Genomic DNA, 13050 nt, shown 5'->3' with positions numbered 1-13050 from the left:
CCACCACCCTCCAGAGCATGGACGAGAACCTCCGCAACGGCGCCATCAACAACGGCACCACCGCCCTGCACCAGCAGGCGATCTTCCGCCCCACCCCCGGCACCGGCCGGCCCGAGACCCCGGTCAAGGGCCTCTACCTCGCCTCCGCGGCCGCTCACCCCGGTGGCGGCGTCCACGGCGCCCCGGGCGCGAACGCCGCCCGAGCCGCCCTGCGACCCCATGGACTCCACAGCCTCCTCCACCGCGCCCAACGGATCTGAACCGACCTGCCGAGGCTCCCCCCCGACGCTGATCCGGGCGGGGGGTCTCCTGCGTGTCCGGCGCCGCAAGCAGGGGACCCCGGCATCCGCGGAGGGATGGTGGCATCGGTGCCCGGTCGCCTCGACCCGCACCCAAGGTGGAGGAGACGGACGTGGAAGCGATCGTGCTGCTGCGGGGCCCCGTGCGATCCGCTCACCGCACCGAGAGCCGCCGCCAGGTGACCGGCGCTGACGCCCGCGGGTCCCGGCGCGGCGTGCCACACCACGGGCGGGCGATGAAGGCGGTGGTCACCATCTCGGTGGCGGCGGTGCTGTGCGGATGCGGGGCGACTGCGCCCCGGCTGGAAGGAGCCAGGCAGGCCGGAGAAGCCTTCGAGCAGGCCCTCGCCGATGCGGACTACGCGCGGGCGTGCGGGCTGCTGGCACCGCAGACCCGGCAGCAGCTCGAGGAGAACGAGGAGAAGCCGTGCGGCCCGGCGCTGCCCGGGCAGGAATTGCCGGTAGCCGGCCAGGTGCGCGGCACGCAGGTCCACGGGCGGCAGGCGCTGCTGCGCCTGCAGAAGGACACGCTGTTCCTGTCGCAGTTCGACGACGGCTGGAAGGTGGTTGCCGCGGACTGCGCACCCCAGGGCGAACAGCCCTACCGGTGCTCGCTGAAGGGTGGCTGACGTGCGGTTCCTGTTCGCTGCCTGTCTGGTGACGATCCTCGGCGGCCTGAGCTACTTCATCGCGATCGGAGCCCTGGACCGTTGAGTGGAAGGCAGGAGCACCGCAAGGGCGGATTCTGGCGGGACAACAGCCTCACCCTGGCTTTCGGGGGCGCGTTCCTGCTCGTCCTGGCAGGCCAGGCACTCGCCGGGCACGCCGGCTTCAACGAGGACCTCGCCGTCGACGGGCTGCAGCAGCTGACCATCGGGGAGTACCTGATGTCGTCCGACTTCGCTGTGGACGTCAGCGAGAACTGGCAGTCGGAGTTCCTGCAGTTCTTCCTCTACATCTTCGGCACCGTCTGGCTCCTGCAGCGCGGCTCACCCGAATCCAAAGAACTCCGCAAGGCAGGGCCGGAATCCGACCGGGAGCAGCGCATCGGTGACCACGCCCGAGCCGACTCGCCCCGCTGGGCACGTACGAAGGACTGGCGGCAGAAGCTGTACTCACGCTCCCTGGGTACCGTGATGGCCCTGCTGTTCCTCCTGTCCTGGCTCGCACAGTCCATCGCCGGTACGGCCGCCTACAACGAGCAGCAGCTGCGCCGGCTCCAACCCCCCGTCTCCTGGGATGCCTATCTGGCATCCGCCGACTTCTGGAACCGCTCGCTGCAGAACTGGCAGTCCGAACTGCTGGCCGTGGCGGCCATGGCCATCCTCTCGGTATACCTGCGCCAGCGCGGATCCCCGGAGTCCAAGCCCGTCGGTGCCTCGCACACCGCTACGGGAGTGGAGGGCTGAGCGCCGAAGGGGATGAACCCTCCAGGCCGTGCGGCCTTTCCGGCCGATCACCCGCTCGGGCGGTGTGGCCAGGGTGAAGCGGGGCAGACGCGTGCAACCGTGCAACCGTGCAGCCCATCCCGGAGGCCCGTCCCCATGTCCTGTGTGTCTGCTCTGATCGCTGTCCGCCTCGACGCGGTGAGGGGCTGCGTGCCGCTCCTTGCCCGATTCTCGTATGACGCCGAGGACCCGTACGTGGTCCAGGCCACGTTCTTGGACGGCCCCACAGCCCTGGCCCGTTGGCACTTCGACCGGCAGATGCTCGCCGAGGGACTCCAGCGCCCCGTGGGCGAGGGTGACGTCACCTTCGGCCCCCACAGGGCAGCCGGAGCCGACGAGCTCCGCGTGGCTTTGCGGCGTCCCGGCGTGGAGGGGGAAGAAAGCGCCGTCCTCTTCGTGGAAGCCCCTGCGCTCACCGGCTTCCTGGAGCAGACGTACGCCGTCATCGGCGCGGGGGAGGAGTTCCTCGACGTCGACAAGCTCCTCGACGAATTCCTGGCCCGCTGATATTCAGCCTCCTCATGCAGGTGGGTGTGGATGCATGCGGATCAGTGAATGCGGAACGGTTCCCCGTGACGCGAGTTGCATGGCTTCGCGGCCGTCGCCCGGTCGAGTGGTCGCCCCTTTCCCAGGTCCATTGCGGAATTGAGTGGTGGATCCGTCTCTGGACACGTCATTACGTGTATTCGGTGGATGTGTGAACGCGGGGAGCGGGACCGAAGGTTGTTTCTCCTTCGGCGGGGCGTGCGGGATCCTGCCGGGCGCCGGAGCGTGACCGGCGGAGGCGCTCCGCCGGTGGGGAGGTGAAGGATCCGTGGGGCTGGTGACATGGTGCGGCAGGGCCTCTCGGGCTCGGGGAAGGAGTGTGCTGGCGCTCCGCACGCGGTCGTACCGCCCCGGTCTCGAGCTCTTTGCCACGGCCGGAACGCTCCGGCCGCCGACCGGACCGCCAGGTGTCAAGAAAATGGTGGCGGTTAGTCGAACCCCCTCACGGCCGCTGTGTTTGAAATGCTGTTCGCGGCAAAGTCCAGAATGTCCTGGGCGCCTCCAGTGAGGTCGTCGCACCACCCTCGCCTATCTGTGTTGACCTCCACATAGAGGCGGGTATGCTGTGCCTCGCGCTTCGGGAACTGCATGCGTTCCCGCTGCGGTACGACCACAGGGGGAGCGGTAAGTGCTGGAGAGCATCGGCCTTGAGAATCGAGACCACGACGTTTATCGAGCGCTTCTCGTCCACCCCGGCTGGGATATGGCGGACATTGGGCAGAATCTCGGCATGGGGGAGTCCGAGGTCCGCGACACGCTGGACCGGCTGACCCGGTTCTCGCTCCTTCGCTCTGCCTCCGGAGCCGAAGCGCTCGTGCCGGCCAGTCCGGAGCTCGGGCTCCTTCCGCTGCTGCAGGATCTCGAAGCCGAACTGGACGAACGCCGCGCCAGGCTGTCGCGGGACCGGGCGATGCTCACGGCTCTGACGTCCGAGTACACCGCCCGGCGCGTGCAGAACGACGTGGCGGGCGTCGAGCGCCTCGTGGGCCTGGACGCGGTGCGCTCCCATCTGGCCCAGCTCGCCCAGGGAGCCGCCTCTGAAGTGCGCGCGTTCATGCCGGGGCCGGCGCTCAGTCAAGGGGCCCTGGACGCGTCACGCCCCCTCGACGTGCAGAACCTGGCGCGGGGCGTCCGGATGCAGACCATCTACCTGGAGACCGTGCGCAAGGACCCGGCAACGGTCGAGTACGCCACCTGGTTCGCCGAGCAGGGAGGCCAGACGCGCACCATGCCCTCGCTGCCGATGCGCCTCATCCTCTGCGACCGCTCCGTGGCCGTGCTCCCGGTGAAGCCGGACGCGAGCGAGCAGGGGGCGTTCGTCATCCGGCTCACCAGCATCGTCTCCGCGCTCAACCAGCTCTTCGACCTGACGTGGGAGCGTGCCACCCCGCTGGGAGAAGCCTGCGCACCCCACTGCGACGGGCCCAGCGAGCGCGAACTGGCGCTGCTCAGGATGCTCGAGGACGGTCACACCGACGAAGTCATCGCACGGAAGCTCGGGGTGTCCATCCGCACGGTCCGGCGCCTGATGTCGGACCTGCTCAGGACACTGAACGCCGAAAGCCGTTTCCAGGCGGGCGTGCAGGCCGCACGGCGAGGGTGGCTCTGACAACCCGCCGCAATGGGTGAGGACCTCGTCGCGGGGTCCTGGGGACGTGCGGCGCTTGTTCGCCGTTGCGTCGCTGTGATATCGATGAGGGGTGCATGCCGGGCGTGACGCCCGCGAAGCCGGGCCCGTCGGTCCGTCGGGTGTTCCGGTCGAAGTCCCTTGATATCGGCGAGAATGCGCCGGCGTTCATCCCGGAGCAATCGGGGCTGCCCCCATGGCCACCTCATGCCATGGCACGAGGTGGCCGTATCAGGAATCATTTGATGTGCTCAAAGGCTGGCTATGGTATGCCCTGTGTATGCCATCAAGGTGTTCCTGCAGTCGCCGAACGGCGCTCGAACCACCGGCCTGGCGGGTAGCGCCGACATCGGGGACCGACTCCTCGGCGACCCCCAGCCCGGGGTCGCCCACGTGAGCCTGGTCCCGCTGTCCTCGCAGGTCGTGGCCATGACCTTCGTGGTCGCCGCTGACCTCGGGGCCGCCGAACGACTGGCCGCTGCAGCATGGGACGCCTGGCTCGACCGTGAATGGTCCGCGGGCTGGAAAGTGTCCTCGTACGGGGCCGACCTGCTGCTGGGTGTCTCGGCGGCCGCGGAGGCTTTCCTCCGCGAATCTGGCTCAAACTGACCGGTTGGTGCCATGGCCTACATGGGCCATCCGGAACCGTCGACACCGGGTAGTGGCTGCGACCAATATCAGTCAGGACGGGGGGCGGCGCACTGCGTCGGACGATCACGCAGAACTGCCCATTTTTTCTTGTGCCTTCCACACTTACCCGTGTGGTTCCGGCATGCATTTCTTGAGGGGTATCCGTGCACGACCGCATGAACCGAGTATTCCGGGCAGCTGTTCTCTCCCTTCTGGTCGCCCTTCCGGTCCTTTTCGCCAGCGGTGCGCTCCCCGACGAGACCGCGGCACCGGTTGCGGTGGCCCACGAGGAAGCGCAAGTGGTGGCGGCCCCCGGGAACTGGGCCTGGGACTAAGGGATTCCCTGCGGACCGATCCTTTCGCCGACCGGATGAGCTGAGGGCGATTTCAAGACGTCCGTCTCCTCTTGCGGCAGGGAACGGCCTCCGCGCATTTCGCACCGCGGAGTACCTCGGGCACGGGTTTCGGTGGCCGGAACCCGCCACATCGGCAGGGCGTTGTGCGCCCGTTCGAGCCGGCCCCGGGGCGTGAGGGGTACGTCCCCGCCACCCCGTCCGACGGATGCTTCCGCCCCGGCCTGCGCCGGGAGCGCACCGCGGAGCCGAAGCGCACGGCCGGTCTCCCCCTCCCCGCTCCGCTCCGGAAGAGCGCGGGCGGTACCCACCGACTGATGACTCCCGGCACGAGCCGAGAAAGAAGCAGCTACCGATGCAGACCGACATGGCGGACATGACGCCGGGCGAACTCACCGAGCGCGTACGGACCATCTGGACCGAGGTCCTCGGTCGTTCCGACTTCAGCGACAGCGACAGCTTCTTCGAGACAGGCGGGCACTCCCTGCTCGCGTCCAAGGTCATGGCACGGCTCGGCCGTTCGGTCGGCATGCGGCTCTCCATGCAGCTGATCTTCGACCACCGCACCGTGGAGCAGTTGGCAGGCGCCGTGTACGCCCAGGTGTCCGGGCAGAACACCACCGGTCGTCCGGAGACGACGACGGCCTGACCACTACGGCGCCGTGCGACGCGCGCGGCGGTCGCGGCGGCACCGCCCGTCGGAACCCGCCGTCGCACGACCGGCCGGGCACGTCACGGGCGCCACGAGCCACCGGGTGGGCTCGCCCGCGGGCGACAGCGTGACCAGTGCCTTCGGCCCGTCGTCCCGAACAGCGAACCGCCCCTATTCTTCCTGGAGTCACCCCCATGTCCCATCTCGTCGTCGCCAACGGTGAAGGCCAGCACGCGCTGTGGCCGCACGCCGTGGGCGTTCCCTCCGGCTGGCAGGCCACCGGATTCTCCGGCACCGAGGAGGACTGCCTCGGCCACATCGCGGAGGTCTGGACCGACATGCGCCCCCGCTCCCTGTGGGACCTGTCCGCGGCCGCGCCGAACGTCCTGGCGACCGAGCGGTTCGTCCTGCGGGAGCTGACTGCCGACCAGGTTGCCGCGCTGCTCCGGGACGACGCGTCGGACGAGGCCTGGGCACCCGGCTACCCCTTCGCCGGGACGCTCGCCGCCGCCGGCGGATTCGGGAAGCGGACCGCGGACCAGCACGTTCGGGGCTTCGGCATGTACCAGGTCGTACGGTGCGCCGACGGCCGGGTGATCGGCGACATCGGCTTCCACACCCCGCCGCAGGAAGGCACCGTCGAGGTGGGCTTCGGCCTCGTGGAATCCGGCCGCGGCGCCGGGTACGCGAGCGGTGCGCTCCATGAGCTGACGCGCTGGGCGCTGGACCAGCCTGGCGTCACCACCGTCGTCGCGCGCACGCTGAAGGACAACACCGCGTCGCAGGCCGTACTGCAGCGGGTCGGCTTCCGACGGACCGCCGAAGAGGCGGAACTGCTCCACTACGCGCTCGGGACCGAAGACCGCGAGGAGGCCGCGTCGCGTCCGGCCGGGCGCGGTCCCGTCGCCGACGGCGGACGGAGCGGCGCATGACGGCGAACCGCCGGCCGAGCGCCGTGCTCTCGCACCCCAAGGACATCCCGCCCTCCGCAACGATCCACGCAGGTGTCGCCGTCGCTGCCGCGCTGCATCCCGACGCGGTCGCCCTGCGGTACGGGGACGGTCTGACCGTCAGCTACGGAGAACTGGACGCGGCGGCGAACCGGCTCGCCGGCGCGTTGCTGGAACGGGGCATCGGGGAGGGCGACTTCGTACCGGTGCTGGTTCCGCCCGGTCCGGCACTGCCCGCTGTACTTCTGGCCGTGCTCAAGACCGGTGCGGCATACGCGGCGCTGCCCGTGGACTGGCCGGCCGGGCGGCTCCAGCAGATCGTCGACCGGTGCGACGCGCCCGTCCTGCTCGTCGCAGACGGCGTGGCGCTCGCGCCGACCGGACGGGTGAGCGTGCGCGTCCCGGCCGACGTCGCGGCCCTCGCGCCGGACCGGAGCGGAGAACCGGTCCCCGCCGCCGGCTCGGCGGACTCGCCGGCCTGTGTCTTCTTCACCTCCGGCTCCACCGGAGAGCCCAAGGGGGCCGTGTCACCGCACGCGGCGACCCTGCGGCTCTTCACGCCCACCCCCTATTCCTGCGAGCCCGTCGCGCCGTTCGACGACCTCCCGGACCTCTTCTCCGGCCAGGCCGCGATCGGGCACTTCGGTCCGCGTACCGTCACCCTGCGCACGTCCTCGGTGGCCTGGGACCTGGCCTCCATGGAGACGTGGGCGCCGCTGCTGAGCGGCGGGTCGGTGGCCTACGGCGCTCCCGGCCCGCTCACGCCCGCCGCCCTACGCGACGCGGTGCGGGTCCATGGCGTCAACACGCTCACGATCACGCCGTCACTCCTGAACACCCTCGTGGACGAGGCCCCGCAGTGCTTCGACGGCATCGCCCAGGTGATGTCCGGGGGCGAGCGGATGTCGACGGAACACGCGCGACGGCTGCTGACGGCCCACCCGGCGCTTCACCTGGTCAACGGATACGGGCCGGTCGAGTGCACCATCCTGGCCACGGCGGTGCGCGTCCACGACGCGACGGCCCTCAAGGACGCCGTCGACGTGCCCATCGGCACGGCGGTGCCCGGCACCCTCGTGATCGTGACCCGGGAGGACGGAGGCGTCGCGGACCGGGGCGAGATCGGCGAGATCGTACTGGGCGGACCCGGACTCGTCCGCGAGTACCTCGGCGACCCGGGACAGACGGCCGAGCGCTTCGTCGAGTCGGTGCTCCCGACGGAGATCACCGGTCTGCCCGAGGGCACCCGCGTCCGGCTCTACCGGACCGGCGACCTCGGGGTCCTCGACGAGGACGGAGTCCTCTGGTACCGCGGCCGTGCAGACCGCCAGCTCAAGATCCGGGGCGTCCGCGTCGAGCCGGCGGAGACCGAGGCCGCGCTGCGTCGCGAGCCCGGCGTGCACGACGCCGCCGTGGTTCCGCTGCGCGATGCGCAGGAGCGGCCCGTCGGGCTCGCCGCCTGGGTCACCGGCGCCGAGGGGCTGGACGTCGCGGCGCTGCGGGAGAGGCTGACCTCGCTGCTGCCCGGGCCCCTGGCGCCGCGGTGGATCGGCCGGCTCGACGCGTACCCGCGCAACAACTCGGGCAAGACCGACTACCCGGAGCTGGAACGCCGCGCCGCCCGCCAGGCCACCGCGCTGAGCGGTTCGACGCCCGCGCGGGGCCCGGAAGAGGAGGCGGTGGCAGCCGTGTTCGCCGCCGTCCTGGGCGCACCGCGGGCATGGGCGGACACGCACCTGATCCACTCCGGCGGCGATTCCCTGGCCGCCGTCCGGATCGCGCACCGGCTCACGCTCGGCACGGGCCGCCGGGTCACGGCGGCCGACGTGCTGTCGGCCCCGCGGGTCTCGGAACTCGCGGCGCGCATCAGCGGGCTGCCCCGGGCAGCCGATGCCGCGCCGAGCGAGGAGGAAGGGAACGGGACCGCGGAGTCGCCGCTGTCCGCGGGCCAGATCCGGATCTGGCTCACCGAGCAGCTCGCCCCGGGATGCCCGCAGAACCTGGTCCACCGCACGACCGCGATCGAAGGACCGCTGGACCTCCCGGCGCTGCGCGCCGCCCTGGGCGATGTGATCGACTGCCATCCGACGCTCCGGACGGTCTACTTCGACGACGACGACGGCGTTCCGTTCCAGCGGATCCTGCCGCCCGGTGGCGTTCCGCCGCTGGACGAGGTCCGGATCGCCGCGGCGGACGTGCCGGCGCGGGCCCGAGCGGTCGCCGCCGCCCCGGTGGACCTCACCACGGGCCCCGTGCTGCGGCTCACCGTGCTGCACGACCCGGACGCGCCGGGACGAGCCACCGCCGTGCTGGCCGTGCACCACATCGCGGTCGACAGCTGGTCCCTCCCGGTCATCGTCGAGGACCTGCGCTCCGCCTACGAGGCACGCTCCCGCGGGTCCGCCCCCGTCCTGCCGGCGGAGGCCGTCGGGTACGCGTCCTGGCACAGGGCGGAGGCGGCCGTGGCCGACCCCGCCGAACGGGAGCGGCGCGACCGGGCGTGGCGCGAGGAACTCGCCGGCGTCCAGGACGTGCCGCGGACCGCGCCGCCCGCGACGGGCACAGCCACCGGGGGCACGGCAGCCCCCGGCGAGGACGTGGGCGTCATCGAGGCGCCCGTCGCGGCCGGGCCCGTCGCCGCAGTACGCGACATCGCCCGCTCGGTGGCCGCGACCCCGGCCGTCGTGCTGCTGGCGGTGTTCGCGCAGGCGGTGTCCGACATCACCGGCGCGCGCCGGTTCTGCGTGGCCGTACCGGTCGCGGGCAGGTCGGACCCCAGGCTCGACCGCACGGTGGGGTTCTGCGTGAACACCCTCCCCGTGCGCGTCGACACCGAGCCGGGAACGGACCCGCTCTCGCTCGTGCCGATGCTCCAGGAACGCTTCCTGCGGGCCCTGCGCGACGAGCTGCCGTTCAACGACATCGTCGCGGCGGTCGGCGGGGACCGCGGTCACCGGATGCCGCTCGTACAGGTCTGCCTGGCCTACCAGACGGATGCCGACGCCGTCCTGACCCTGCCGCCCGCGCTCTCGCGCCCCGCGCCGACTCCGCCCGGCGACGGCGGCTTCGAGCTCACCTGGGAACTCTGGCCGGCCCACGCCACCGACGCCGCGGTCGCGGGCACGGTGCAGTTCCGCGCCGCGGCCTTCCCCGCCGCCACGGCCCGAGCGCTGCGGGAGCGGCTCGACGCGCTGCTCGGCGCACTGGACGCCCCGTTCACGCCTCCCTGTCCCGCAGAAAGCGACATCACCGAATGAACCCCCTCGAAGAAGCCGCGCCCAGCCCCGTGGGGCAGCGGGACCTGCCCCCGGCCGCCTGGAACGACACCGTTCGCCCCTTCGACCGGGAGGCCACCCTCCCCGCCCTCCTCCGCGAGGCGGCGCGCCGGGTGCCCGACCGCCCGGCCCTCCTCGCCGGTACCCGCACCCTGACGCACGCCGAACTCGACCAGCGGGCCGAGCGGTTGGCCAACCACCTGCGCAGTCTGGGCATCGGCAGGGGCTCCCACGTCGGCCTGCTGTCCACCCGGTCGGCGGAGGCCGTGGTCAGCCTCCTCGCCGTGCTCAAAGCGGGTGCCACCTACGTGCCGCTGGACATCCGGTGGCCGCAGTCCCGGATCCGGTCGCTCCTCGCCGGTCTCGGCGTCAGCGCCCTGCTCACCTCGCGCGACCAGCTCCCCACCGTCGGAGTGATCCGCTGGGACGTTCCCACCCTGCGGCACGTCGTGGTGCACGACCTCACGACCGAGGACACCTGGGCGGACTCGTTCGACGAGGAGGCGGTCGGCGACCTCTGGAACTACGTGGCGGAGCTGCCGGACCCCCTGCAGGCCGCCGGCTTCAACATCGGCACCTCCGGCGACGTCTACACCCCGGACGACGTGGCGGCCTACCGGGACCATGTCGTACGACTGGCCCGGGAGGCGCTGCCCACCGGAGGGGCGGTCCTGGAGATCGGCTGCGGTTCGGGGCTGATCACGCAAGCCCTCGCGCCGCACGCCGCGCGGTACACCGCCGTCGACCCGGCCGCCTCCGCCGTGGCGGCCGTACAGGACCGGGCCGCCCGGGCGGGCTTCCCGCTCGCCGGCGCCACGCTGTTCGCCCACGAGGCCGCGACCGCCCTCGACCAGCCGGTGGACCTCGTGGTGCTCGCGAGCACCGTCCAGTTCTTCCCCGACATGGACTACCTGGTGCGCGTCCTGTCGGACGTGGTGCCGAGGCTGGCCGCGGGCGGTTCCGTCGTGCTCGCCGATCTCGTCGACCCCGAGCTGGGCGGGCACGCCGGTCTCAGCGTGCCCCGGTCGTTCTTCGCGGCCGTGGGCAGAGCCGTCCCCGGGGCCGTGGTCCGGGTGCTCGACCGTGACGGGGCGCAGTGGCCCGCCGACCTGGCCGCGCGCTACGACGTGGTGATCACCGTCCCGGCCCGGATCCCCGAGGACAACGGACTGCGCGCGCTGCGTTCCTGGACCGGATGGCACGTCGACCGGCGCCCGACCGTGCCGGCACCGAGCGAGCCCGCTCCGCAGGACATCGCGTACGTCATCTTCACTTCCGGATCGACGGGAGCGCCCAAGGGCGTCATGGTCGACCACCGGGCCGTGGTCAACCTCATCGACTGGATCAACCGCGTCCACGACGTGGGTGACACGGACCGGCTGCTGTTCGTCACCTCGTTCTGCTTCGACCTGTCGGTGTACGACATGTTCGGCGTGCTGGCCGCGGGCGGCTCGGTCCGGGTGGTTCCGGACGGAGCACTGACGGAACCGGACGCCCTGGTGGACCTCCTCGAACAGGAGCCGATCACCATCTGGGACTCCGCTCCCGCGGCGATGGCCCATGTGATGCCGTTCCTGGAATGCCGTGACCCGGAGGGACGCGGCGACCTGCGGCTCGTCATGCTCAGCGGTGACTGGATCCCGGTGACCCTGCCGGACGAGATCCGCAGCGCGTTTCCCGGAGCGCAGGTGGTGGCGCTGGGCGGCGCGACCGAGTGCGCCGTCTGGTCGAACCGTTTCGCGGTCGAGGAGGTGGACCCCGCCTGGCCGAGCGTCCCGTACGGCCGTCCCATGCAGAACGCCCGGTACTACGTGCTCGATGCCGGGATGGAGCCCTGCCCGATCGGGGTTCCCGGCGACCTCTACATCGCCGGCACCTGTGTGGCCCTGGGCTACGCAGGCGCTCCCCGGCTCACGGCCGCGCGCTTCCTGCCGGACCCGTTCGTTCCCGGGGGAGCCCCGGACGGGGCCGAGGCCAGGATGTACCGCACCGGCGACCGGGCCCGTTGGCTGCCGGACGGGAACCTCGAATTCCTCGGCCGTCTCGACGACCAGGTGAAGGTCCGGGGATACCGCATCGAACTGGGCGAGGTACAAGCGGCGCTGACCCGATGTCCGGGGGTCAAGTCCGCTGTCGTCCTCGCCCCGGAGACCGCGCACGGGCGGGAGTTGGCAGCGTTCTACATCCCGGAGCGGACGGCGGCCGACGGTGCTCCGGCCGTGACACCGGACGAGGTTCTGGCGGCTCTCGGCGGCCTCCTTCCCGCGTACATGCTGCCCAGCCGTCTCACCGACGTCCCCTCCTTCCCCGTCGGCCCCACCGGCAAGATCGCCAGGGATCGGCTTCTCGCGGACGCCGGTCCGGGGAACACCACCGGCGGGTCCCGGTGACCGGGCCGGTCCTGACCCGGGCGAAGGGTCCCGGGCCCGTCGACGGCGGTGACCATGACGAGCAGGTCCGCATCTGGTCGATGCGTGTGCCGGCGGCCCGGGAACTCGACGCCTTCGACCTGTCCGTGCTCGACGCGGAGGAACGCCGGCGCATGAAGGCGTTCCGGCGCTCCGAGGATCGTGTCCGCTACGGCTTCGCGCATGTCGCCCTGCGGCGGATCCTGGCGGCGCGGCTCGACGTCGAGCCGTACGAGGTGCGGTTCGGGCGCGATCCCTGCCCGGTCTGCGCGGGGCCGCACGGGCGGCCCGTGCTGGCCGCGCCCTCCGCGCGGACGCGGTTCTCCCTCTCCCACTGCGGGCAGCGGGTGCTGGTCGCCGTCGCAGAGCTGACGGTCGGCGTCGATGTGGAAGGCATCCCGGGCGGCACGACGGTCACGGACGTGGTCCGCGCCCTGCACCCGGCGGAGCGTGCCGCGGTCGAGGCCGTGCCGCTCGCCGAGCGAGGAGCCGCGTTCGCCCGCGTGTGGGCGCGCAAGGAGGCGTATCTCAAGGGCATCGGCACCGGCCTGGGCCGAGACCTCGCCCAGGACGACACCGGGGCGCCGATCCCCGGGTGGCGGCTCGTCGACCTGCCCGTGGACGACGAGCACGCGGCTGCCCTGGCCGTGCATTCGCCACGTCCACCGACCATCGGCTTGCACGTTGCGCTGCCGTAGGAAACGGCATCGGAATTTATTCCTGCCGCTCCTGAATTAATTCAGAAAAAGGTTGACAGAGCCGATCTCGGTCAACATAGTTAGGTTGAACTGATCAAGGAACCCCGCACTGATGGTGCGATGCCCCGCTCACGAGCGTGTCATCTCCCGCGTCGCCCACCGGG

General features: G+C 71.6%; 10 protein-coding genes and 1 pseudogene. All 11 read left to right on the top strand.

Annotated features, from left to right (window positions below):
• A pseudogene (locus tag PV721_RS05885) lies at positions 1-260 on the top strand (NAD(P)/FAD-dependent oxidoreductase); the annotation flags it as partial.
• A gap of 152 nt (positions 261-412) precedes the next feature.
• On the top strand, positions 413-928 hold the full coding sequence (locus tag PV721_RS05880; RefSeq protein ID WP_319721748.1) for a hypothetical protein: 516 nt from the start codon (positions 413-415) through the stop codon (positions 926-928).
• Between the two features lie 81 nt (positions 929-1009).
• Positions 1010-1708, top strand: coding sequence for a DUF6766 family protein (locus PV721_RS05875; protein ID WP_319721747.1), 699 nt, complete (start codon positions 1010-1012; stop codon positions 1706-1708).
• Positions 1709-1852: 144 nt separating this feature from the next.
• A complete protein-coding gene (locus tag PV721_RS05870; protein ID WP_319721746.1) occupies positions 1853-2254 on the top strand; it encodes an SsgA family sporulation/cell division regulator in 402 nt (133 codons plus the stop codon).
• A 769-nt stretch (positions 2255-3023) separates the two neighbouring features.
• Positions 3024-3902 (top strand): helix-turn-helix transcriptional regulator, encoded by an 879-nt coding sequence (locus PV721_RS05865; RefSeq protein ID WP_319721745.1) that lies wholly within the window; start codon positions 3024-3026, stop codon positions 3900-3902.
• Positions 3903-4196: 294 nt separating this feature from the next.
• Positions 4197-4529, top strand: a complete 333-nt coding sequence (locus PV721_RS05860; RefSeq protein WP_319721744.1) for a hypothetical protein — start codon at positions 4197-4199, stop codon at positions 4527-4529.
• A gap of 729 nt (positions 4530-5258) precedes the next feature.
• Positions 5259-5552: a phosphopantetheine-binding protein gene (locus PV721_RS05855; RefSeq protein WP_319721743.1), complete on the top strand. Its 294-nt coding sequence runs from the start codon at positions 5259-5261 to the stop codon at positions 5550-5552.
• A gap of 197 nt (positions 5553-5749) precedes the next feature.
• A complete protein-coding gene (locus PV721_RS05850) occupies positions 5750-6487 on the top strand; it encodes a GNAT family N-acetyltransferase (RefSeq protein WP_319721742.1) in 738 nt (245 codons plus the stop codon).
• Entirely contained in the window at positions 6484-9762 is a 3279-nt protein-coding gene (locus PV721_RS05845; RefSeq protein WP_319721741.1) for an AMP-binding protein, read from the top strand. The genes PV721_RS05850 and PV721_RS05845 overlap by 4 nt, the downstream gene beginning before the upstream one ends.
• A complete protein-coding gene (locus PV721_RS05840) occupies positions 9759-12170 on the top strand; it encodes an amino acid adenylation domain-containing protein (RefSeq protein ID WP_319721740.1) in 2412 nt (803 codons plus the stop codon). Before PV721_RS05845 ends, PV721_RS05840 begins: the two co-directional genes overlap by 4 nt.
• Positions 12167-12886: a 4'-phosphopantetheinyl transferase family protein gene (locus tag PV721_RS05835; protein ID WP_319721739.1), complete on the top strand. Its 720-nt coding sequence runs from the start codon at positions 12167-12169 to the stop codon at positions 12884-12886. The genes PV721_RS05840 and PV721_RS05835 overlap by 4 nt, the downstream gene beginning before the upstream one ends.
• Positions 12887-13050 lie beyond the last annotated feature (164 nt).

Origin of the sequence: Streptomyces sp. MB09-01 (assembly GCF_033794505.1) — a bacterium.
Taxonomy (GTDB): Bacteria; Actinomycetota; Actinomycetes; order Streptomycetales; family Streptomycetaceae; genus Streptomyces.
Note: the sequence above shows the minus strand (reverse complement) of the source record. Positions and strands in the feature narration are given on the sequence as shown.